The sequence below is a fragment of the Bartonella sp. AU16XJBT genome (assembly GCF_028618665.1).
In the GTDB taxonomy this organism is placed as follows: Bacteria; Pseudomonadota; Alphaproteobacteria; order Rhizobiales; family Rhizobiaceae; genus Bartonella.
In genome coordinates this window covers 30,331-53,654 of the sequence record NZ_JAQITF010000012.1, presented here as the reverse complement: position 1 = coordinate 53,654, position 23,324 = coordinate 30,331, and the positions used below count along the sequence as shown (strand labels likewise).

Below are 23,324 nucleotides of genomic sequence, written 5' to 3'. Positions count from 1 at the left end.
CACTTAATTCCACTTCTGTGGTATCAACGAGAAGACGATATTTAAAGATGTCTTTTCCAGATGCCGCGATAAAGCTATCAATATCTTTTTTACTGATCTGATGGTCAGCTTTATAAAACTTACATTGAATAGCCACATAGCCTTCTTGATGACGAAGCTTGGCAACCAAATCAATGCCGATATCATTTTTATTCCAACCTTCACGCTCTGTTGCCCATTCATAATAGCTCTCAACCGTTTCATATCGTCCAAAATGGAGAGGGTCATGCATAAGATAAGCCATGACAAGGTTTTCAAACAGCGTTCCCAATTCACGGGGTGATTTTGCTTGTTGACGATAATATTCTAAGAGAGAGCGTAAAGAGACATGTTCATTATCGGAATGATGAGGGCGAAGCATAAAGAATAAACTCCATAACAATATATTCTATTGATTAATTCTCTTCAAAAGAATCGAAATGAAGTTAATTAAATCCATTTTGAATGAATAGTGTGAAAAATTCGGAAAATGCTAAAAAGCGGATAAATTTTTTTCAAAAGGTTTTTTAAAGGCTGTTTATCCACAGCCCATGAGAGAGATCAGATCAGCAAAGTAGTGAAATTTGCTGTTTGTTTTATGGAAAAAAGACAAATTCACTATGGGCTTAAAATATCAGAATGAGTATTTTGATAAGTTTTATGAATTATTTTATAGAGAGGTTTTGTCTGTTTTTAAAACCCCCAAAACACCTACAAAACCCTCTTAGATATATATTAAAAATTGTATTTATGTGTTGTGTTTAGTATAGGTTGTTTATTTGAAAGATTAACTTATTGAAATATAATAACTTTTATTTTTGACTAAAAAATATATATAAAGGGGGGGGTAAAAAGAACACCCAAAACCCCCATAACCCCCCAAAACTAATGATGGGGAGTGCTTTGAAGGTTTACTGTTATATTGTTTAATGTTTTATAAGATTTCCAAATTGCCTCAGTGTGATGTCTTATGATCTTTCACTAAGGGGTGCCATTCATAGCGTATGGTAGGTCGACCACTTTGAGAGCACTTGTCTCCAGAGATTTTACGAATATAGTTACAACGACATAAAAGCTCTAAAGCTTGCTTAACGGTTTGATTGTCTGTTAAACATTTCCAATCACGTTTATAAACATCCCTTGCTGTAAAACCATCGGGTAAACAATCACAGCGTTCAACAATTAATTTTGCACGCTCTGCTGTTAATGTATCCCCCGCCGCATAAAGTCTTTTGACATGACTTAACAGATATTTTTCCCAACGCAACGCTGTTGTAATGGCATAGAGACCAATTTCAAAACCACCACTATTAAGAAGTTCAAAAATCAACGCAAGGCTTGCTATGGTCTTTGGCATTTTTAAAAGATGCGATTGTAAGCTTTCTGAGTGAGTACCTCCTTTTGCCTCTCTATGAAGGTTTTCTAACCATTCATAAAATTTCTCTTGTGCTTTTGGCATAAAACGCATGATCAGCGGGTGTTCTGGAGAACCTAATCGTTTATCACGAAAAGAGCGAAAAACACCTTCATACTTTTGCCAGCCCTCTTGATTGGGAGGTCTATCAATCAATTTCCATTCTTGATTTTCATCGGGCCACACAATCATTTGAAACCGTTGCAATAAACCGTCATCGTTTATTCCATGGTGGATTGCTTGAATGATGGGAAGAATTCGTGAAGGTTGAATGCCTCCAATTATTGATAACGTTACATGGGGGATAAAAATGGTTCCCCGCTCGATACGGTCATAGGTAAATTGATCATCTCCATTAAAAGATGTGAGATAAAAAGCACGGTCTGTTTGATATTCCTTTCTTTCTAGATTGGTTAAAAAACCAGATAACTCATCACGAACCATTAAGAGACCACGGGGGTTTTCTTTTAACAATTCCCCAAGCTTTTCGACCGTGACATCATTGACAATAAACCGAGAGACATCATCATCATGTGTATTATCTTTAGAGGGGGCTTCAGACAAAAGAGCACGGGCTGTTTCAAGATCTCCTTTTTTGATCGCTTTATGGGCTTGTTTTTTCTTTTCTGATTTATCTAAAATTTCAAGTATCTCTTCAATTTCTTGTTTTTCTTTCTGTTTTAACCAGTCTTTATACCATTGCTTTTGAAGGCAAGTGATAGGAGCTAAAGCGGCTTTCATGGCTGGTGTTTTCATGGTTGAAGGCTGTCCAATAAGAGCGCCCCAGAGATTAGGGACAATCGTCCAATCATCATGTTGTTTTGGAGCAACCCGCACGCCATTACCAATGACAGCCGCCAAACCGCATAAAGCAGAGACAGCAATAAAATCCATTGGAGCTTGTTGACGCTCTGAAACGTCATAAATATAGTCCATGAATGGCATTGGGAGCTGTAATGGATTAAAAGGTTCAACGGGTAAAAGAGCACTCTCAATCTGTTGTAATTCCTTCCAACCGTTTTGTTGCAAGGCGACTTCATAAGGAATGGCTTTTAAACAAGTATTTTCGTTTAAAGAGACATTATCGTTATCATTGACGGGAGTATTTTCATTCTTGTTTTGTAAATTACTATCTTTCATAGTTTCCCTCTTTTAAGAAAGTAATACGTTATTAAAATCAGTTCCTTTTGGAGCTTGCATGATAAAGACCTCAAAGCCTTGTCTATAGGCACGCTTTGCAAGGGTAAGACCTGCTTTACGACCCGCATCATCGCCGTCCATTGCAATTGTCAGACGTCCTTTTGTATGGGGTAAATTCACACGCATCATGCCACTGGTTGAAAGAGACGCCCATAAATTCACGGGCTCTGATAACAACCCAGACAGAAGAGATAGACCCGTTTCAATGCCTTCACAAATGACCAGATGTTTGGGATTGGTTTGACTTAAATGCACAGCACCGCCCATGACAGAACCCAACATGGCTTTTGCTGGTTTCTGATCTGTTTTGCAGCCATTGGCTTGTAAAAAGGTTCTATGAATGGCAAAGGAGCCAGCGCCCTTAACAAGAGCCACCAACGCGGGCAGTGTAATCCCTAAAGGGTGTGGACACTTGCTATGAAAGCGTAAATCAGTAGGCAAATCACATGTAATACCCCGCATACGTAAATAGGTTTCTGCTAAAGTATTTTTGATTGGTTGGCTTTGTTGCCAAATTGCTTTTGCTCTCTCTGTTTTCTGTTTTGCTCGTTTGAGATCAGCACAAAACTGTTTTGATAAAGAGAGCGTATGATCATAAGCTTTATCAAAAAAGGCTTGTTTTCCAAGCAAGCCAATTCTTCTGAGCGCTTGTATGATCTCTCTAAAAGAGCAGCCAGCATAACAAGTGAGTAAAAGACGCCCATCATATCCATTGGCAAGGGATAAGCTAGGCAGCCTATCATCATGAGCAGGACAACGGGCTATCCCATAATATCCATGCCAAACTCCACGTAATGCACAAGTAATTTTTTGAGCTGTTGTATGCAATGCATAAGCATTGCTTGTTGTAGCATTTGTAAAATGCATAAAATCCCTTCCTGCTACTTGCATTACAGGACAGATTCTGTTATTTCGGGATTTGCGAAAGTCGAAATACTTTGTCTGTCCTATAAGGCAAAGTTTTCTTTAGGCGGTGTCGTTGCCACGTTGGTTTTTTGCTTTTTCGATTACATCGCAAAGGTCAGATTGTAACCAGCGCGCTAAGGAACCAATCTTTAAAGGCTTTGGTACCGAGCCATCAGCGACCCGCCGCCAAAGTGTTGAAACGCTTATATTAAGTAGTTTTGCACTCTCACGTACTGTGAGGAGTGGTTCATTTGGAATCATGAAATCCCCTCTATATTAAATGATAGAATCACTGTTTATTAACTATATATAAATAGCAATTCGTAGCAAACTTTTCCAGCAAAAAAACAATATCTTGTGATTTTTTATCAAGATAAGCAATAATTTGTGATTGTATTATCCGTTATGGATAAAACAAGGAAAATGGAGACATAGAGCTATCCACAACTTTTATTGTTTTGACCAGTGATATAAGAAGCCCATCTATCCATAAAAATACGACGCTGTTCTAAATAGTCTGTACGACGATAAGCACGCTCCACTTTTCTCCCTACCGTATAACCTAGAATGGTTTCAGCGACCTCATAAGGGGCATTGGTTGTTTCTGCGAGCCAATCACGTAAACTAGAGCGAAAACCATGGGGGCAAGCTTCCAGAGCAGTTTTTTTCATGTATTGTAGCATGCTGTTTTGTGCAAGAGGACCGCGACCGGTTGCAGAAAAAAGAAACCCATTGCGAGATAAAAGGCGTGCTTGTTTAATCACTTTTAGTGCTTCTGATGATAAAGGAACGCGAAATTCTTCTGTAGCATCGCGTCGTCCTTTCATACTTTCAGCAGGGATAGTCCATATATCCCCATCAATCTGATCTTCACGCATATAACGCAAAGGGCGTGTACGAACACCTGTCAAAATAAGTAAACGCAAAGCCAGTTGTGTCATGGTTGTTGTTTTGCAGAGTGACTGATAAAAGGAAGGCACATCTTTCCAATCCATTGCAGGTAAATTTTGTGCTTTATGGCGTTGCTTCCCTAAAAGAGCGCGTGCTTTTATTGTTGCTTGTAAATCAACATCCAATCCTAATGCAGCCGCATGTTTAAGACAAAGATTAAGACGATTTATTGCTTTCTCTGCTGTTGCAGCTTTTGTATGCCATATGGGAGCAAGAACATTACGTATCTCTGTTTGTGTAATTTCTGAAATAGGAATACAGCCTAATTTGGGGAGAATATAAAGTTGTAAAGGTAGAAACCAATTCCCAGCCTTGCCATCTCCTTTTAATTCAGCTTTACGACTTTCAAAAGCATCTAAGGCAATGTCTTTTAGGTAATGGAGATTACTTATTGCCTCACGCTTTTGTTTCTCACGTTCTTTAATGGGATCACGCCCCTCATGCAAAACAGAACGCCATTGATTTGCTAATTCACGGGCTTTTTTTAAAGAAACATTTCGCAACGCACCCAAGCCCATTTCGCGGCGCCGACCATGAATGGTATAACGATAAAGCCATTGAGCACCACCATCTTTACGCTTATGGAGAAGCAAGCCGGCACCATCATTATATTTGCCAGCCCCCAATGTTGCGACAGCCCTTGCATTAAGACGATTCATAAGAGGCATTTTTACTCCTTTCTTTCCTCATTTTTACCCACACACCAGCCCCGCTTTTGACGTGCAAGCAAGTGATATTAATTGATTCAATCTGAGAGGGTTTGTGATGAGAAAATCTTACTATATTCGGAGTTATGATTCAAGTTGAAAAAGAATGATTTATTATTATAAATCAATGTGTTGCCAGATCCCGGATACTAATGCGAGGGCGCTCGCAACCGGAGGGGGCTTTAAGTGCAAAAAGTGCAAACTAAAAATCCACATTTTTACGATATTTCTTTGGGCAAGAAAATTCGCTTCAAAAGAAAAATCATGGGGATTTCTCAAAAACAATTGGGAAATCATTTGGGGGTAACATTCCAACAAATACAAAAATATGAAAAAGGTTTAAATCGCGTAAGTGCAAAATGTTTGCAGGAAATTGCTGATAGACTCGATGTTCCCATTTCCTTCTTTTACGCTGATAGCGCACAAAAAGAAGATAGCCTCTGTTATTATGATGACCAAATATCGAGTAAAGAAGAGTATTTACTTTTGAAAAACTTCAGAATCCTTACTCGTAAAAAACAAAAGGCAATCTTGCAATTGATTTCTGATGAAAAAAACAGCCTCTTATTTTCATGAATTTACGGAAAAGAAATCAATGTGTTGAATAACATTGAAAAGCATTTTCAACTGTCTCCCCCAAAGGACGAAGATTTTTATCCGATCTGGAAACAGTTTGAGTGGAAATCTTTGTCTTTAGAGAGGGAGGGAAGAGATCAAATAATTGAACACTGAACAAATAAAAGATTTAAAAAAACTTCCAACGCAATGCATCATACCATCTTTTAAAAATTAAAGAACGTGAAGAGAAACAATTGACAGAAGATAAAAAATTCACTTAAGTGCACTCTCAAAGAGATGAAGACTTCGCATAAAATATTCAATTTTTTCAATTCTGAAAGATTAAAAAAGACCGAATTATTTGAAATAAAACTAACTTATTGTGCGAACGATTATGATTGATGTGCACAAAATGGGATTGTTGAAGATATAATTTAATGATGTTCCTTGACCAACTCACTCTCTCCTGAGTATAGCGCGGGGAATAAACGTGGAGAGACACGAAGGAGTATAGAAAATGAGTTTTAAAGTTGCAATTGTCGGCGCAACAGGAAATGTCGGTCGTGAAATGCTTACAATTTTAGAAGAGCGTGGTTTTCCTGCACACGAAATCGTCCCTCTAGCTTCACGACGCTCATTAGGGCAAGAAGTTTCTTATGGAGACAAAACTTTAAAAGTAAAAGCACTGGATACTTATGATTTCTCTGACACAGATTTGTGTCTTATGTCTGCGGGGGGAAGCATTTCCAAAGAATATGCTCCTAAAATTGCTGCAGCCGGCTGTGTCGTTATCGACAATTCCTCCACGTGGCGCTATGATGCTAATGTTCCGTTGATTGTCCCTGAAGTCAATGCACAAGCTGTAACTGCCTTTTCTAAGCGTAATATTATAGCCAATCCCAATTGTTCAACCATTCAACTGGTCTTAGCTTTAAAACCTCTCCATGATGCTGCCACCATTAAACGGGTTGTTGTCTCTACATATCAATCGGTTTCTGGAGCTGGTAAAGAAGGAATGGACGAACTGTTCGAACAATCACGCGCAGTGTTTGTTGCAGATCCAATTACATCAAAAAAATTCACCAAACGCATTGCCTTTAATGTCATTCCCCATATCGATGTTTTCATGGAAGATGGTTATACAAAAGAAGAATGGAAAATGACGGCTGAAACGAAAAAAATTCTTGATCCCAAAATTAAATTAACAGCCACTGCTGTTCGGGTTCCTGTCTTTATCGGTCATGCAGAAGCCGTCCATGTTGAATTTGAAAAACCACTCAGCGTATCTGAAGCACAAGAGCTTCTCCGCGACGCCCCCGGTTGTCAGCTTATCGATAAACACGAAGATGGTGGCTATACCACACCTTATGAATGTACAGGAGAAGATGACACCTTTATTAGCCGTGTTCGTGAAGATATCACCGTTGAAAATGGTTTAGCTTTCTGGGTTGTCGCCGATAATTTAAGAAAAGGAGCCGCATTAAATGCCGTTCAAATTGCTGAATTGCTTATTTCTCGTAATTTGATAAAGCCTAAGTCTGTAAATTAACCATTTCTCTATCCGAAAGAATGAAAAGCTAAAGAGCCGGTCTGTCAAAAAGTCCGGCTTCTCTTCAGCAGGATCTTCCCCTACTAAGGGTTTATATCACCACCCTAAAGGACAGTAATTCGAGGCATTGATAAATTTTACTCTTAAATACCTCACCACCTTAAAGTTACCTCTCGCCGCCTTAAAAAACGAAGATCTCTATCTGCTCTTGTACACAATCGCACTTTTTAACGCGTTTGCACCGTTCACCGTCCTCATGCCGCCTTACGACACAACAGTAACAAGGAAAAAAAGCCCTAGCCAGTCTGTAAAAATCCAACTTTTCTCAAGCAAATTCCACTGAACGCCCCCCGAAAAGGGCAGATCTAGAGGCGTTGATAAATTTTACTCTGAATATTCTTAACTCCCGCCACCTTAAGTTACCCCTCGTCGCCTTAATGCCATTTTATGGTACAATAGGATCAGCAGCATAAAGCATTTTCTTCTTTATGCTGCCATCTTTTTTGTCATCTCTCTCGTGAGATTGACTTTATCCTTATTGAGCAGGATAGGTCACAACACGGTAACGCGTTTCATTGCGTTCAAAGTTTTTGTAATTGACATCACGAGGAAAGAAGGGATTATAAGCATTCACACGCTTTACAGAAACGCCTTGTGCTTTTGGCGAAGGATTTAAAATTGTCCGTTCATCCCTTTTTTTGACACCTGTGGCATCGATAATCACATCGGTTCTATACAATTTTTGCATGTTTTTGCGTGTTTTTTGCATCGCCGGAAGCGCTTTAAAGTCAGAAACAGCCTGTTTTACTTTTTCTTTTTTTACTTTTGGCGACTTTATCATGGAAGTTGATTTTACAGGCGCCTTTTTAAAAGCGATAGTAGGAACATTGTTGACATTGACATAACGTGCAGATGCCCAACCAACTTTTCCATGATAACCAAGAGAACACCAAGTTTTATTGGATAGACAGCCATAAATTTGTACTTTTGCTCCCATTGGAACCATTGCGATCACTTTATAAGCTGTCGCAGGACCTGTGCGTAAAGATACCTGACCTGATGCAACACGCGCAACGGTTCCAGCAATGGTCCCAGCTGCTTGCGCGTGAGAAGTAGTCACAGCCCCCCCTGATGCTCCCAAAGCGCATAAACTCCCCAAAGCCCATAAAGTCATCGTCGTTGATAAAAAATTCTTTCTTAACATTATTTTTCTTCCTCTCTAACATGTGAAGGGCAAAATATTCGCCTTTGCAAAAATTTGCTGCGTTTAAATCCAGTAATCATCAATCTTTCTTTTCCCCCCCAAAGCCCCCAACCACAGGCAACAAAATCTCTCTTTGTCCCCTCCACCGCTCTCCACAAACACGGGCCTTTTGATCTTGATTGCGCAGTCTATTCCTCATGAATTGACGACTAAAACATCATCTGATTGCTTGACTCTTCAACCAATCATTCTCTTAAAGAAGTTTTTAAAGTGTCATTGGTTCCCTCAACAAATCATTACAATAGAAGAATTGATGACCTGAATTTCAGAGATTTTCTATGAACAAATGATGATATTTCCCCAAAACTGCCGAAAATGGAGAGAAAAAGAATACTCTTTTTAAAATAAAAGTGATTGAATATTCTCTAAAGCTTGTATAGGCTCAGATCTTCCTAAAAAAATACAGAGTATATTGAAGATTTCCTCAAAAAATCTCTTATAAAAGAAAGTTAAAAGCACATGACATTAAAATTTTTTTCTCGTAGTTGTCTTAGAGGATTATTCCTCTCTCTCTTGGCACTTTTTTTGTCTACTGCTTTTTCCATGGCTGCAGACAAAACAAAAATCAAACTCGGTATTATGGAGGGACGGGATGCGATTATCTGGAAAATTGCTGCTGAACAGGCTAAAAAAGACGGTTTAGATATTGAACTCGTTTATTTTTCTGATTACGCTTTGCCCAACGACGCTGTTAACGCAGGAGAGATCGATGCGAATGCTTTTCAGCACGCACCTTATCTTAATGAACAAATGAAACAACGTGGCTATAAACTTTCAATTGTTGGCTATACATTTATTGCTCCAATCGGTGTTTATTCGCACAAAATAAAAGATTTAAAAGATCTGCGTGATGGTGCACATGTTGGTATTCCTAATGACCCATCGAATGGTGGAAGAGCCTTACTTCTTCTCAATTCTTTAGGTCTCATTAAGTTAAAAGATCCTCATAATATTCTTGCATCTCCACTTGATATTATTGAAAATCCTAAAAACCTACAAATTCGTGAACTCGATGCCGGTATGCTCGGGCGTGCAATCGACGATTTTGATATTGCAATTATAAACACAAACTGGGCTATTGTTTCTGGATTAAACTTCGAAAAAGATGTAGTCGCATGGGAGAGCGCAAAAAATAATCCTTATGATAATATCATCGTTGTACGCACGAGTGAAAAAGATGAACCATGGGTAAAAAAATTAGTTGCCGCTTACAACAATGAACTTATCCGTGCAAAAATCAAAGAGGTTTTTGGTACAACAGCCCAAACATCTTGGTAATTGTGCCAAATATCCCGGTAATCGTGAATGGAAAAACCTACTCTTATCTCCTTAAAAAACATCAGCCGTTGTTTTAACAAAACGGCTGGTGTTCCGGTAATCAATAATCTCTCTTTAAATATCCATGCTGGTGAAATCCTTGGCATTATTGGGCGCAGTGGAGCAGGAAAATCAACACTTATTCGCTGTTTAAATGGGTTAGAGAAAATTGATGCAGGGTCCATTTTTTTTGAAGGTGTTGATATTTCAAATCTATCAGAGATAGAATGGGCGCCTTATCGACAACGGATTGGAATGATTTTTCAACATTTCAATCTTCTCTCATCACAAAATATTCTTGATAACATTGCATTGCCCCTTAAATTAAGTGGTGTCAGTAAAAAACAACGCCACAAACGCGCCCTTGAACTGATTGAATTGGTTGGGTTATATGGGAAAGAATATTGTTATCCGGCACAATTATCCGGAGGGCAAAAACAACGGGTTGGCATTGCCCGTGCTCTAGCCGCTAATCCTAAAATATTGTTATCCGATGAAGCAACTTCTGCTCTTGATCCTGAAACAACACAATCTATTCTAGAGCTCCTTGCTAATATTAACAAACACCTCAATCTCACGATTGTGCTCATTACCCATGAAATGGAAGTTGTACGCACCATAGCGCATCGCGTCGTTGTTCTTAATCAAGGGCAGATTGTAGAAGAAGGACATGTGAAAGATATTTTTACATCACCGCAAGACGATACAACTATCGCCATGCTCAAACTTGTCACGCCACAACTTCCTGAAAAATTTGCGAAAAATCTCAAACCCATCGGACAAGAGGCTGTCATTGAAATCAATATTGCCGGTGAAATTGCCCAGCAACCTTTTCTTCATCTGCTAGAAAATGAGAGTGGTTTAAAAGCACGTATTTTGCATGGTGGCATTGATACAGTTCAAGATGAAACCATCGGGCGACTCTTCTTGGCTCTTCCTGGAGAAGATAAAGAAGCTTTAGACAAAGCTGTTCAATGGTTAACGAAAAAAGGACGATATTGTGAGGTATTAGGTTATGTTTAATGTTCTCACGCATGAACTTCCCCAAGCTGTTATTGATACAATATTGATGGCACTTAGTGCATCTTTTATGGCATTTATTATAGGGCTTCCCCTTGGTCTTCTTCTTCACACAACAGCACGTGGAGGGATTTTTGCCTCATGTCTCATCAATCGCCCTTTAAGCATGATCATTGACAGTATTCGTGCCATTCCCTTTATTATTCTTGCATTTTATCTTCTTCCCGTTACGCGTATCGTTGTAGGACGAGGGATAGGAATGCCTGCTGTAATTTTTATACTGACCATTTCAGCCATTCCTTTTTATGCACGCATGGCCGAACTCTCTTTTAAAACCGTTGAAAACGGCCTCATTGAAGCTATCCGCTCTATGGGTGCAAGCCGTCTGCAAATTATCAGACATGTTCTTATTCCTGAAGCTCTCCCTAGCCTAATTACAGGTTTTACAGTCATGGTCATTTCTCTCATAGGCGCCACCTCACTTGCCGGATATCTTGGTGGAGGCGGTTTAGGAGACATGGCAATCCGCTATGGCTATCAACGTTATAATACCTTCATCATGACCATCGTTATCATTCTTTTGATCATGCTCAATATTATAACCCAATGGACTTCTGATAAAATCGTACAAAAACTTGATAAAACGAAGCATTAAAAGACTTAGAATTTCACGGGCTTGCATTATCACTCTCTTTGCCACTTCCAAAGTGCAACACCTTGCAAGTAGAAACACCCCTTGGCGATCTGAAACCGCTCATAAAAAGCCAAGCACTTTTTCTCTTTTCTTAAACGATTTTATCGGCAAAAGCCCCAATTTGTAACCAAGCAAATAGTTTTAATGGCTTCAACATAAAAGGGGATAAAATGAGAGATCTTACAACATTCAAAACTCTCTCTCACCATAAAACGATAAATTATCTTGTTAAATCATTCTCTTAATCACGATCTGATCAAAACTTAGACAAGATATTGATTTATAGTGATAATATAGCGTTATTCATATTGAATGAGAATACCGAATATCGTAAGATCTTTTATTTCAAATCTCTCCATGTTGAATCAATCAAAATCGCCTGCACGTTACAAATGAGATTAGCGTGTGGATAAAAACTATTAAGAAAGGACTAAAAATGGCTCTTATGAACCGTCTTAAGAAAAGTCTGTCGCAATTGGGCGCTGGCAAATATAACGATGGTACCGACTTGTTACTTCATAAGCGTAAAGATGGGGGCTCAATGGCTTTATCGTTCTACCATTCACGGGCCCGTCACGAAATGGGCTTAGATGCCTTGAGAGGTGTTTCTTTTAAAAAAGCCAGTGAACGAGCAACCCAATAGCGTTCTGTTTTGCATGAGAGGCGTGACTCCATTAGCAACACCCCATCAAAACAATCGAACAGACAGAACAATCTGCTATCGCTATCAAGGCTATAACACCTCCACCATAATTATGATTGATCACTCTCAATGTATGATTGTTATCTTCCAAAGTGTTTGATAAAAAGAAGGAATCTCTCGCCAATCCATTGCTGATCTATTAATGGTTTTATGACATTATTTTCTTAAACAAGGTTTGTGCTTTAACTTTCTACCTGTAAATCAAAATCTAAACCAAATACAGCAGCATATTTTAAACGATATTGAGTTGGATAAAATCTCTAAACACTATTCCTGCTTTTGTATGCCAAAGTGCAAACAAGCCTATTGCATATCTTTGTAGACATAATTCTAAAACGGGAAAACTGCCTAATTTTAGAAGAATATTAAAGGCGTAAAGATGTAAACCAATTTCCATCTTTACCATCATTCTTTAGTTTGGCATTAAAACTTTCAAAAGCATCTAAAGCAATATCCTTTAAAATAATGGAGATTACGCATTGTCCCACGCTTTTTGTTTATCACGTTCTTTAATGGATCATAACCTGCTGGTAAAAACAGAAGTCCCCAAACGAAATAGACTTGGCTCACATATTCATACGCTTGTTTGAAAAAGGCATCAAAGCCTCTAAGTCCATTTCGCGACAGTATCCGTGAATGGTATAACAGTCAATCCATTGAACCTCCATCTTTACGCTTTATAAAAGAGCAGACTAACATCATCATACACTTTGCCAGTGCACAGTGTTGCAAATCACCCCTTAACACTCGAGACAGTTCATAAGAAGCATAGCTTTCTTGTACAGTTTCACTCCATACAAGACCCCCCGCTTTTAAACATGCAAATGAGTGGTTTTGATTGTTTCAACATAAAAATAGGTTTAGAATGAGAGAAGCTTACGATATTCTAGCCTCGCATTCCGGATGAATGACACGAAGCTATCCTTATAAATAAATATATCCTCAATGTTATCATCGAAGAAAATTCGAAGAAAATTGTATGAAAATTCTTCAAACAAAGCACTCAAATAATCTTAAAGGTTGGAAGATTTTTCTCCCATAACAGCAACAATAAGCCATTGAGCCGTAAGGGCTGGTTTTTTTAACTGTTCAACTTCCACTGTAACCCCATAATGGAAAACCACGCGACCAGAAGGGCGAATTTCTGCATCATCTAACACAAAACGCGCACGCACCCGTGCCCCTGTTTTCACAGGACTCATGAAGCGTACTTTATCAAAACCATAATTAATCCCCATTGTAGCCCCGTCTAACTCTGGAAGAGCCTCATAAGCAAGCGTAGACAAAAGCGATAATGTTAAAAAACCATGAGCAATCGTTCCCCTAAAAGGCGTCTCTTTAGCCTTTTCCTCATCAACGTGTATCCATTGATGATCATCTGTAGCGCATGCAAATTGATTAATCATATCTTGTGTAACAAGACGCCACCCCGATAATCCTATTTCTTTCCCAATAAAAGTAGTGACATCTTGTACTGCGATTTTTTGCTGCATAACGCTATTCCTATTTTATTTGATAAAACCCACCACCCCTCTTGCTTTTATAAAACCCATTGATTAGAGCATCAAGAATAAAAGATTAATTGTCTTAAAAACAAATACACCTTATGAATAAAAAAACTCTTTTAGTAAAATAGTTTTCAAATGGGAAAAAAGAATGGCGAGCAATGTGAACCTAACAGGTTTAGCGCATGATTTGAAGCAACGTGCAGAAAACCATCCCCCCATCCGTATTGGACTGATTGGCTGTGGTGAAATGGGCACAGATTTATTATCAAGTGTTGCGCATATGGAGGGTATAACAGTCGCCGCCGTAGCCACGAGGACACCATCGCGTATTTTTGATGCTGCAACACTCGCCTATGGTGAAGAAGGACATGTCTGTGAAGTTGAAAATGCTCATGCCCTCACGCAAAGCGTTGAAAAAGGTTTGATTGCAGCCACAGACGATATTGACCTTGTTTTGCGCCATGAACAAATTGACATTATCGTTGATGCAACAGGTTATCCTGAAGCAGGAGCTGAAATTGGTTTTAAAGCGCTTGAAAACAACAAACATCTTGTCATGATGAATGTGGAAGCCGATGTTACGATTGGTGTGTATCTGAAACATGAGGCAGAAAAACGAGGCCTTATTTATACCCTTGGTGCTGGTGATGAACCTACTTCCTGCATGGAACTCATTGAGTTTGTTTCAGCTCTTGGGCATAAAATTGTTGCAGCAGGAAAGGGAAAAAATAATCCTCTCCTCTTTGATGCCACACCTGATGCTTACGAAGAAGAAGCTCTCCGCCGTAATATGAATGTGCGTATGTTGGTTGAATTTATTGATGGTTCCAAAACAATGGTTGAAATGGCAGCAATTGCCAATGCCACTGGGCTTCTCCCCGATTGCCCAGGAATGCACGGCCCCCAAGCGGCGCTGCAAGATTTAAACAAAGTCCTTATCCCTAAACAAGATGGGGGCATTTTGCAGCAATATGGTGTGGTGGATTATTCAATAGGTCAAGGTGTCTCCCCAGGTGTCTTTGTCATTGCAGAAATAACACATCCACGTTTACGCGAACGTATGGAAGATTTAAAAATTGGTCAGGGACCTTATTTCACCTTTCACCGCCCCTATCATTTAACAGCTATGGAAGTTCCCCTCACCTGCGCACGCGTTATGCTTTACGGCAAAAAAGATATGGTTCCCCTTAGCCACCCAGTGGTAGAAGTCTGTGCTGTTGCTAAAAAAGATTTACACCCCGGCGATCAGTTAGATTTTATCGGTCTTTATAGTTATCGCGCTTGGATCATGAATATTGCAGAAGCACGCGCTCGCCAAGCCATTCCTTGTGGTCTTTTAGAAAAAGCAACAGTAACAGCTGAAATTAAAAAAAATGAACTCATTACAGTACACAATACGGCTATTCGTGAAGATCAATGGATTGCACGTCTTCGTGCCAAACAAGACCTTTTACTTCATTGTCCTTCTCTTGGCTAAGCTATAAATATCCTCTCCTTACCCTAATATAAAAATCCATTGATTTATAAGGAACAACGTTTCTTTTCTATATGAGAGTAACGCGTAAAAAATAAACGCATTCTGGATTAAGAATACTTCCTTCGTGAAGATTACATGAATTGAAAATCTTTATATCAAACAAGACCTTATGCTTGCCCGCTCCTCCCGCTCATGTATTCCCTCCTTATCACCTTACTTAACAGCATCCTTCCCTTTAAGCAACAGAACAACCCAGAATAAACTTGTATTGCAAATTCAAGTGTCTGTTTTAATAAAAACATTTTCCAACACCGCACATCAGCACCTCTCTCTCACAAGAAAGCCTGTAAATACTATAAAAACTCTCCATGAAATAATATAAAATTTATTATGTATCGATATCTTTACGCTATAAAAATACAAAACGGCATCATAATTTTATTTTCCAATTCCCAATACTACGATAGCCCTTGAGCCTTAGAGATGAATAATGAAAGAATTTTTACTCTTTTCTTAAAGAGTTTTTATCCATACACGAATGCACCTTGTGATAGGCAAAAAATGCTTTTGATGAATTCAACATGAACAGACTTGAAATGATGAATATTTATAAAGCAATAAGTTATTTTTAATTTAATATATTGATTTATAACAATAAATTTCATCAGTCACTTATATTCTAAGAAAAAATACAGAAATATTTTTTATTTTATCTCTTCTTATTTTACCCTATAAAAACATTGTAAAAAGGATAAATATACCTTTGATGAATAGCCTTTATATAAGAACAGCAAAACAATATTAAAAGGCTGATAAAGAGGGTGCAAGTGTTATGACGAGGAAATAACCATAGACTTAAAAAAATCAGGTTACACCACTTTGAAAAGAAAAAACATCAATTGTCGGGCGTTGAACTTTAATAACACCCAAAAAGATATGTTAAGTATTAAGAATAGTGATTTCCCATCCAATACAGCATATACTACTCCAAATATTGATTTTTTCAAAACAATGAAGTGAGAATAAAAAACTCATCGACTGTGTCGATGAGTCTTCTACTAAAGTGTAGAAAATATTCCTAAAAGAGATACAACAGTCCCCAATATATCTCCACCCCATAAAGAAGCAAGAAGTGATAAAATGCCTATCCCACCCCAAAAGGCTGAACCTGAAAATGCAGAAACTTTTTCAACTTTCCCAAAAGAAACGCCATCTTGTTTCTCAACGCCATAAATAACAGCTCTATCCGCAGCTTTAATAACTGCATTGTTGTCTTCTGTAGAAACAGTAACTGCCATTCTCTCTTGAAATTGATTTTTTACAAAACTTGCATTCCCCTCTATAATTTGTACAAAAAACAGAATAAATAGTGTAAAAGTAAATGAACATACACGATTTTTAAATATTTTAAACATAGCTTTATTTGCTCCTCTTTTTCTTCACTGTAAAAGTAAAAGAATATTCATATATATAAAAATATATAATACAATATGATATATTATATATAAATTTACGATAAATATAATACATTATGTATTACATGTAAAGACATAAAACAACATAATTTAAATGTTAAAAATAAACCTGATGAATTCAAAATAATAATAACAATACTAAAAAATGTCTGAACGGACTACTTAAGAAAATTTATTTTAAAATCAAATGATTATAAAACATATTGAACACCATAGAGCATCGCCTCACATTACAAAAAAACTTATTAAAGTAAAATGTATCGCTCATCTCTATTCTATTATCATTACCTAAAATTTTAAAAAGATTCATGAATATCAAAAATAATTTCTTCCTTTTACAATAGAATCATTGATCATTAATGCTATTAAATTAAAAGAAGACCAGCAATATTTTGTAATTTCTATCTCTCTACTTCAAAATAATAAAAATTCATCAACTTTCACATCAAAATAAAGATTTAAAAAGTAAATTTTCATTTGGAAAATTATATAATAAAACTTCTATAAATGCTTTGAAATGACAATAAATTTTAAAACAGTATAAACTTTAAAAATGACAACATAATAATATTTATCTCTTATATTAATAATACTTGTCTATTATTAAGATAAAAGAAAGCTGGAATAGCGCTTCGAATATCTTTTATTATATTACGCATCGATACGGCGCAAGTTCGCTATCGGTTGTCGAGAAATAAAATTTCTAGCAAGTAAAAACAGCGACCTAACACAAATATATCTCCATAAATAAGCCTTAAAAGTGTGTACTATTTTTTAACAAAACGGTTATAAATTGTAAAAGAGCTATCAAGATCTCTATTTCCAAACAGAAAAGACGTGAAGGAAATGATTTTCAACTTTTATTAATATATAAAACACACTATAGTATCTTCAAAAAGGTCACTCAGCCTCCTATCTCATACAGCATAAAGCATTGAAAACTTTTCAAAATTAACAAAATGCATTTATAAAATAAGACAACCTATTAACTTTACAAAAACATTATAAGCAACACGAGAGCGCTAGAAAACTACCTAAAACCAAATACTAAGAGTGTCATGAAAAATGAGATAATCCCCCAAAATACTGAAAAACAACTTTCCTGCTTCACTTTCATAAAAGTTAGCTGATTTTTTTCCTCAATAGGATAGATCACAGCCCTATCTATATTTCGAGTCACTATATTTTCTTCTTCATTAATAAAGAATAATTCTCTTTGAAAGAACTCTTTAGCAATATTCATATGCCTTTCTGCACCTTGTGCAAAAAAAGAATGAACGCTATAAAAATATAGAAATAAAAATTATTTTTAAATATTTTAAACATAATTTCATATTATCCTATTTTTCTTTAAATAAAAAAGTAAAATAATAATACAAGTTATAAAAATTATTTGTCTAATAATGTATTTTTATACATACAATTAATATATTATATATTTGATGCAAGTGTCATTAAAATTTTAATAAAAAGATTGATCAAATATTTGAAAGAAAAGTGATAAAGCAACCTATGAAAAAATCACGTTTTTGAAGGACCAGCTTCAAAATAAACAACTTAAAAAAATATGCCCTTGAAAACCGATATTAAATAATCAATTTATCAACCACTCATCTTAAAAGCAACCTACTGTATTTATAGTCATGATGCATTGTTTTGCATGTTGAATGAAAGACCTGACCATTATAAATCCCCCCTTAATCTTAATGCTGTTTATATTGAATCAATGAAATTTATTTGCTTACAGATTACAAGCAAGAGTGGTGTGTAGGGCGAAAAACTTAAAGAAAAAAATAGCACTTATGGGATATTTAAAGAGCCGAATGCTGTTGTAAAAATCGGAAATTGACCAAGTGTATGGTAGTGCCCCCTTTTTACTTCAACAAGTATAAAGATGATAGTGTACAACAGTTTTGTTATTATATGAATTTACCATTATATCATTCGACGTGCAACGCCGCAAAATAAGCTTGGATACCTGATGTTTTCTTTAAAACAAGCGATGTGCAACACGATGGGGTTCTGTTTATCATGGTTTCAACGGTGTTTCTTCTTTATCATCTTATAAGCTCATTAAGCTTTCTAGAATTTCGTGACGCTGCGCATAAAATGGTATAACTGTAAATTCACTGAGCGCCACCATCTTGACGCTTAATAAAAGAGCAAGCCAGCACCATCACACACTTTGCCAGCACCCAATATTGCAAACCAGCCCTTGGCACTTGAAATGGTTCATAAGAGGCAAGTCTTTCTTATACAGTTTCACGTCACATAGCTAATCCGCCCACACAGCTAATCCGCTTGTGATGTACAAGAGGCATGATTTTATTGCCTCAACATGAAACAAGCTTGGGATAAGAAAATTTTATGATATTCGAGACTCTCATGCAACATGAAAAAACAAACACTCTTTACAAATCAATATATTGTCATTATGCGATTTCATCTCACATAAATTCTTCTCATGACATTCATTTTTCTCATGAATACTAAAATCTGTTAAGACATTATTCAAAGTAAAATGAGTCAACAACCATTTCTATTCTTTTGTAAGATGTTGATGCAAACTTGAATTAAGAAACGTAAGAATCCTGATTGAAACCAAAGTCTGTATCCTCGTAGCCTTTGCTACAACACAAACGCTTTGGTTATCCTCGCTCCATAGCAGAAAGAAGAATATCCAACTTCATCTAAACTTACCTTTTTAAGAGATAATGAAAGAAATATTTTTCATTCCATGATATGAATTATTTAAATTTCCTAAATACTTACTTATCAAAAACAAAAAGACGCATCAAAAACGCTTACAAAAGATACCGATCTTTAGAGAGGCGCCACATATTCCATCAAAACTGTGTTAGCTTTTCTCAATAAAACCTTCACTATTTTTAATAAAGTTCTCATTTTTAGAATATCCCTATGGGATGTAAAAATACACTATTTGCGTTTCTCATATAGATAGATTAAATAGTGACAGCACCTTTGATCACTTTGTCTGTGTTAACTTCTCTTTTGGGCAATAATTTATGGTATCTAACACGCCTTTTCTCGCTCTTTTACCTTTGGGCGCACACGAATATCACGGAGAGCACCTTCCCTTTGAAACCGACTGGATTATTGCTGAAGCTTTTGCAAAAGCCCTCACTTTACAAACAAAAGAGCAATATCATATCGCACTTTTACCGGTTGAAAAAATTGGCTATTCTATAGAACATATGGATGTTACAGGGACACAGACCCTTACCTTTTCTGATGCGATTAAACGCTGGATAAAGATTGGTGAAAACTGCTATCACAAAGGGATCAAACGTCTTCTTATTCTCAATGCTCACGGAGGCAATTCACCTTTAATGAACATTGTTATCACCGAATTACGAAAGCGCCTTTCCATGCTCGCTGTCGCAACAAGCTGGAGCCGTTTTGGTTTGCCAAAAGGTCTGATAGAGCCTTCTCAACAGCATCTTGATATCCATGGAGGTTTTATTGAAACCTCTCTCATGCTCTATTTAGCTCCAGAAAAAGTCCATATGGAAAAGGCAGCAAACTTTCACAATAAACAAGCGGATATGATTGCCAATTATCGCTATTTACGCGCTTATGGTCCCCATGCCTTTGGCTGGACAATGCGTGATCTAAACACGCAAGGTGCAGTAGGAGATGCAAGCAAAGCGACACCACAAGCCGGTGAAGCAATCTTTTCTCATGTTCTATCTCAGCTTCGTGATTTACTTGATGATATCAAGCGATTTAACATAAACACATGGCAATAAAGAACAATAAAAGGTCCCCTTATGGAAACATCCCCCCCAAAAAAACTTCCTGTTACGGTTCTCACGGGCTATCTTGGTGCAGGAAAAACCACCCTTCTCAACCGCATTCTCAGTGAAAATCATGGCAAACGTTATGCCGTCATTGTCAATGAATTTGGTGAAATTGGGATTGATAATGACCTGATCATTGAATCAGATGAAGAAATTTATGAAATGAATAACGGCTGTGTTTGCTGCACTGTGCGGGGCGATCTCATTCGCATTCTGGAAAGTCTGATGCAACGTTCTCATCGATTTGATGCGATTATTATAGAAACAACAGGACTTGCTGATCCCATTCCCGTAGCACAAACCTTTTTCATGGATGATACTGTCCATGAAAAAACAGCTCTCGATAGTGTCATAGCTGTCGTTGATGCAAAGCATTTGCCCTCTCAACTGCAAAAAAGTCGTGAAGTTGAAGAGCAAATTGCTTTTGCAGACATCGTTCTTTTAAATAAGATTGATCTCGTCACAGCACAAGAACGTGCGCATGCTGAATCTCTTATTCTTGCCATTAATCCTCGCGCCATACTCTATACAACACAGCGCACCAATATTCCTCTTGATAAACTCCTCAATCGTGGTTTCTTTGATCTCCAACGTGCTTTAGACCATGAGCCTCATTTTCTTGATCACGAGCATACAGATCAACATGGAGATCATGTGTGTGGTCCCGATTGCCATCATGACCATCATCATCACACATCCAACATTCATGATATTACCGTCACTTCTGTTAGTTTAAAAACAGGTGCCCTGCAACCAGAAAAGTTTTTCCCTTGGATCCAACAGGTTACGCAACAACAAGGACCTGATATCTTGCGTCTTAAAGGCATCCTTGCCTTTCAAGGAGATGATGATCGTTATGTCATTCAAGGTATTCATATGCTTGTTGAGGGACAACACCAACGCCCATGGCGTGAGGATGAAAAACGAGAAAGCCGCCTTGTTTTTATCGGCCGCTCTCTTGATGGCGAAAAATTAAAAACTGATTTTGAAAATTGCGCATAAAATGAGTGACAATGTCAAACATAACCCATTATGATCTCCAAAGTTACTGCCTTTCCTGTGGTTTTATAGGCAATAAACCAGCCTTTGTTTCCGTGGAAGGTTTGATTGTTTTTTTAACCCCAACCCCACAAACCTTTGAAATTCACCAAGGAATAATTTCAAGTCATTTTTCCCATGATAATACCGCGATCATCACAGGGGGAGAAGATGGAAAAGTCTGTCAAACAAGAGCAGATGGTCACACAGAACTACTCAGTCAAAAAGAACGCAAATGGATAAATAACGTTGCTTTTGGTCCCCAAAAAGCTTTTGCCTTTTCCGTCTCACGTCTCGCATTTGTGCATGTTGGAAAAGAACAACAAGAGCTCACATATGAGCGTAGTGTAGAAGGTCTGGCTTTTGCCCCAAAAGGTTTACGACTTGCCGTTGCCCATTATAATGGCGTGACGCTTCATTGGCTCTCAACGCAAACATCTCCCACTAGATTGGTATGGAAAGGCGCTCATTGTGGTGTCACCTTTTCACCAGACAACCGCTATGTCATTTCCACGATGCAAGAAAACGCCTTGCACGGCTGGCGTCTTAGCGATCATCAACATTTACGGATGAGTGGCTACCCAAGTAAAGTCAAAAGCTGGTCTTGGAGTGCAAAAGGAAAATGGCTCGCAACATCAGGTGCTTCTGCTGCAATTGTTTGGCCCTTTCATACAAAAGACGGCCCCATGGGAAAAACACCCCTAGAACTTGGAACACGAGCAAATGCCCTTGTTAGCACCGTTTCATGCCATCCAAGCGAAGAAATTGTAGCCATAGGCTTCAATGATGGAATGATTTTAGCAGCACATTTTCGTGATGGAAAAGAAGTTCTTTTAAAAAGGTATGGAAAAAGCGCTATTTCAGCACTCAACTGGGATCAAACAGGGCAGATCCTCACCTTCGGCAGTGAAAATGGTGAATGTGGTATAATTAATATCACTGATTAAGCCAAACACCAACAAGCACAACCATCCCCGATAAAAATACCCACGCAATCCTCTAGAAATCTTAACCTCCACACATCTCTAGAACTCACAGAAGTTGCAAACACCCTCCCCCCAAATCCCCAAAGTCTTTATAATCATAAAGCCTTCCACCTTGCTAGCGGCTCCCTTTAGACAAGAAAAGGCCTCTTTATTCCTACGATAAAAAGAAGAAAACTCGACACTATTTTTTTAATAAAATTTTTTTGACCGCCGCTTGATACCTCAAAAAATAAAATTCCCTACCTGTTCTGATCGACAATCCGGTTTCTTTTCTAGACATATCAAATTGGTTTAATAAAGGGTGTTCATCGTTTTACACGTAGGAATGAAAGTCCTTCAAATCATAAAATTCTCTCGGTTCCAATCTGTTTATATTGAATCAACCAATTATGAATACTTTCAAATGCTAAAATCACTGCAATATTGGAATCCTAAAAAATAGAATGATGACACCCACTTATTAGAGCAATAACAAATACTCTATATCTTATCAAAATTTCTCTTGGCATCTATCATTTGCAAAAAAGAAAAAAAACTTAAAAACACGATAAAGCATACTTTAATTTTTTTATTATAGTTTGACCTTAAACTCTCTCTGTCTTTTCTAACAAGACAAATATTTCTCTAAAATTCTCAAGTAAACATCCTAAAACAGAAAACAAAAAATATACATATTGACGGTTATAAACGTGAATACAGTTTATATTTTTTTCTCTAA

19 protein-coding genes and 1 pseudogene are annotated in these 23,324 nt (G+C 37.4%); 10 read left to right on the top strand and 10 right to left on the bottom strand.

Annotation, left to right across the window (positions count from 1 at the left end):
- From PVV66_RS07355 to PVV66_RS07335, 5 genes are all read right to left on the bottom strand, one after another.
- Nucleotides 1–400: restriction endonuclease (locus PVV66_RS07355; RefSeq protein ID WP_273719136.1), on the bottom strand; the 400-nt coding region annotated here is incomplete at its 3' end.
- A 573-nt stretch (nt 401–973) separates the two neighbouring features.
- Nucleotides 974–2,572, bottom strand: coding sequence for a YfjI family protein (locus PVV66_RS07350; protein ID WP_273719135.1), 1,599 nt, complete (start codon nt 2,570–2,572; stop codon nt 974–976).
- Between the two features lie 12 nt (nt 2,573–2,584).
- Nucleotides 2,585–3,499: a toprim domain-containing protein gene (locus PVV66_RS07345; protein WP_273719134.1), complete on the bottom strand. Its 915-nt coding sequence runs from the start codon at nt 3,497–3,499 to the stop codon at nt 2,585–2,587.
- A gap of 99 nt (nt 3,500–3,598) precedes the next feature.
- Entirely contained in the window at nt 3,599–3,799 is a 201-nt protein-coding gene (locus PVV66_RS07340; protein WP_273719133.1) for an AlpA family transcriptional regulator, read from the bottom strand.
- A 176-nt stretch (nt 3,800–3,975) separates the two neighbouring features.
- A complete protein-coding gene (locus PVV66_RS07335) occupies nt 3,976–5,157 on the bottom strand; it encodes a site-specific integrase (protein WP_273719132.1) in 1,182 nt (393 codons plus the stop codon).
- Nucleotides 5,158–5,391: 234 nt separating this feature from the next.
- On the opposite strand from PVV66_RS07335, the gene PVV66_RS07330 reads away from it, so the two are divergent.
- Together PVV66_RS07330 and PVV66_RS07325 are read left to right on the top strand one after the other, a co-directional pair.
- On the top strand, nt 5,392–5,772 hold the full coding sequence (locus PVV66_RS07330; protein WP_273719137.1) for a helix-turn-helix transcriptional regulator: 381 nt from the start codon (nt 5,392–5,394) through the stop codon (nt 5,770–5,772).
- A gap of 499 nt (nt 5,773–6,271) precedes the next feature.
- The gene (locus tag PVV66_RS07325; RefSeq protein ID WP_273719131.1) at nt 6,272–7,303 is read left to right on the top strand and encodes an aspartate-semialdehyde dehydrogenase; all 1,032 of its coding nucleotides are present in this window, start codon (nt 6,272–6,274) and stop codon (nt 7,301–7,303) included.
- Nucleotides 7,304–7,838: 535 nt separating this feature from the next.
- On the opposite strand, the gene PVV66_RS07320 is transcribed toward PVV66_RS07325, so the two are convergent.
- The gene (locus PVV66_RS07320) at nt 7,839–8,507 is read right to left on the bottom strand and encodes an SH3 domain-containing protein (RefSeq protein ID WP_273719130.1); all 669 of its coding nucleotides are present in this window, start codon (nt 8,505–8,507) and stop codon (nt 7,839–7,841) included.
- A gap of 519 nt (nt 8,508–9,026) precedes the next feature.
- Between PVV66_RS07320 and PVV66_RS07315 the strand changes: the two genes are divergently transcribed.
- The 4 genes and pseudogenes from PVV66_RS07315 to PVV66_RS07300 all read left to right on the top strand — a co-directional run.
- Nucleotides 9,027–9,845: a MetQ/NlpA family ABC transporter substrate-binding protein gene (locus tag PVV66_RS07315; protein WP_273719129.1), complete on the top strand. Its 819-nt coding sequence runs from the start codon at nt 9,027–9,029 to the stop codon at nt 9,843–9,845.
- A gap of 27 nt (nt 9,846–9,872) precedes the next feature.
- Entirely contained in the window at nt 9,873–10,907 is a 1,035-nt protein-coding gene (locus PVV66_RS07310) for a methionine ABC transporter ATP-binding protein (protein ID WP_273719128.1), read from the top strand.
- Nucleotides 10,900–11,559, top strand: a complete 660-nt coding sequence (locus PVV66_RS07305) for a methionine ABC transporter permease (RefSeq protein WP_273719127.1) — start codon at nt 10,900–10,902, stop codon at nt 11,557–11,559. Before PVV66_RS07310 ends, PVV66_RS07305 begins: the two co-directional genes overlap by 8 nt.
- Nucleotides 11,560–12,034: 475 nt before the next feature.
- A pseudogene (locus PVV66_RS07300) lies at nt 12,035–12,316 on the top strand (integrase); the annotation flags it as partial.
- 350 nt (nt 12,317–12,666) lie between these two features.
- Here PVV66_RS07300 and PVV66_RS07295 read toward each other — a convergent pair.
- Nucleotides 12,667–12,789 (bottom strand): hypothetical protein, encoded by a 123-nt coding sequence (locus PVV66_RS07295; protein ID WP_273719126.1) that lies wholly within the window; start codon nt 12,787–12,789, stop codon nt 12,667–12,669.
- 525 nt (nt 12,790–13,314) lie between these two features.
- On the bottom strand, nt 13,315–13,794 hold the full coding sequence (locus PVV66_RS07290) for a MaoC family dehydratase (RefSeq protein WP_273719125.1): 480 nt from the start codon (nt 13,792–13,794) through the stop codon (nt 13,315–13,317).
- Nucleotides 13,795–13,957: 163 nt separating this feature from the next.
- Between PVV66_RS07290 and PVV66_RS07285 the strand changes: the two genes are divergently transcribed.
- Nucleotides 13,958–15,286 carry an NAD(P)H-dependent oxidoreductase gene (locus PVV66_RS07285; protein ID WP_273719124.1) on the top strand — a complete coding sequence of 443 codons (1,329 nt, stop codon included), beginning with the start codon at nt 13,958–13,960 and terminating at the stop codon, nt 15,284–15,286.
- 1,058 nt (nt 15,287–16,344) lie between these two features.
- Here the strand turns inward: PVV66_RS07285 and PVV66_RS07280 are convergent.
- Both PVV66_RS07280 and PVV66_RS07275 read right to left on the bottom strand, forming a co-directional pair.
- Entirely contained in the window at nt 16,345–16,701 is a 357-nt protein-coding gene (locus tag PVV66_RS07280; RefSeq protein ID WP_273719123.1) for a hypothetical protein, read from the bottom strand.
- Nucleotides 16,702–17,791: 1,090 nt separating this feature from the next.
- Nucleotides 17,792–18,004: a hypothetical protein gene (locus tag PVV66_RS07275; protein WP_273719122.1), complete on the bottom strand. Its 213-nt coding sequence runs from the start codon at nt 18,002–18,004 to the stop codon at nt 17,792–17,794.
- A gap of 1,783 nt (nt 18,005–19,787) precedes the next feature.
- On the opposite strand from PVV66_RS07275, the gene PVV66_RS07270 reads away from it, so the two are divergent.
- The 3 genes from PVV66_RS07270 to PVV66_RS07260 are packed head-to-tail and all read left to right on the top strand — an operon-like array spanning nt 19,788 to nt 22,567.
- Entirely contained in the window at nt 19,788–20,531 is a 744-nt protein-coding gene (locus PVV66_RS07270) for a creatininase family protein (protein ID WP_273719121.1), read from the top strand.
- Between the two features lie 21 nt (nt 20,532–20,552).
- Nucleotides 20,553–21,584: a GTP-binding protein gene (locus PVV66_RS07265; protein ID WP_273719120.1), complete on the top strand. Its 1,032-nt coding sequence runs from the start codon at nt 20,553–20,555 to the stop codon at nt 21,582–21,584.
- A gap of 11 nt (nt 21,585–21,595) precedes the next feature.
- Entirely contained in the window at nt 21,596–22,567 is a 972-nt protein-coding gene (locus PVV66_RS07260) for a WD40 repeat domain-containing protein (protein ID WP_273719119.1), read from the top strand.
- Nucleotides 22,568–23,324: the final 757 nt, after the last annotated feature.

Coding starts and splice junctions, on each gene's coding strand:
- PVV66_RS07345 (WP_273719134.1), bottom strand. CDS start 3,499: ATGCATTTTACAAATGCTACAACAAGCAATGCTTATGCATTGCATACA.
- PVV66_RS07340 (WP_273719133.1), bottom strand. CDS start 3,799: ATGATTCCAAATGAACCACTCCTCACAGTACGTGAGAGTGCAAAACTA.
- PVV66_RS07310 (WP_273719128.1), top strand. CDS start 9,873: ATGGAAAAACCTACTCTTATCTCCTTAAAAAACATCAGCCGTTGTTTT.
- PVV66_RS07290 (WP_273719125.1), bottom strand. CDS start 13,794: ATGCAGCAAAAAATCGCAGTACAAGATGTCACTACTTTTATTGGGAAA.
- PVV66_RS07270 (WP_273719121.1), top strand. CDS start 19,788: ATGGTATCTAACACGCCTTTTCTCGCTCTTTTACCTTTGGGCGCACAC.
- PVV66_RS07325 (WP_273719131.1), top strand. CDS start 6,272: ATGAGTTTTAAAGTTGCAATTGTCGGCGCAACAGGAAATGTCGGTCGT.
- PVV66_RS07335 (WP_273719132.1), bottom strand. CDS start 5,157: ATGCCTCTTATGAATCGTCTTAATGCAAGGGCTGTCGCAACATTGGGG.
- PVV66_RS07350 (WP_273719135.1), bottom strand. CDS start 2,572: ATGAAAGATAGTAATTTACAAAACAAGAATGAAAATACTCCCGTCAAT.
- PVV66_RS07280 (WP_273719123.1), bottom strand. CDS start 16,701: ATGTTTAAAATATTTAAAAATCGTGTATGTTCATTTACTTTTACACTA.
- PVV66_RS07315 (WP_273719129.1), top strand. CDS start 9,027: ATGACATTAAAATTTTTTTCTCGTAGTTGTCTTAGAGGATTATTCCTC.
- PVV66_RS07305 (WP_273719127.1), top strand. CDS start 10,900: ATGTTTAATGTTCTCACGCATGAACTTCCCCAAGCTGTTATTGATACA.
- PVV66_RS07285 (WP_273719124.1), top strand. CDS start 13,958: ATGGCGAGCAATGTGAACCTAACAGGTTTAGCGCATGATTTGAAGCAA.
- PVV66_RS07320 (WP_273719130.1), bottom strand. CDS start 8,507: ATGTTAAGAAAGAATTTTTTATCAACGACGATGACTTTATGGGCTTTG.
- PVV66_RS07275 (WP_273719122.1), bottom strand. CDS start 18,004: ATGAATATTGCTAAAGAGTTCTTTCAAAGAGAATTATTCTTTATTAAT.
- PVV66_RS07265 (WP_273719120.1), top strand. CDS start 20,553: ATGGAAACATCCCCCCCAAAAAAACTTCCTGTTACGGTTCTCACGGGC.
- PVV66_RS07260 (WP_273719119.1), top strand. CDS start 21,596: ATGTCAAACATAACCCATTATGATCTCCAAAGTTACTGCCTTTCCTGT.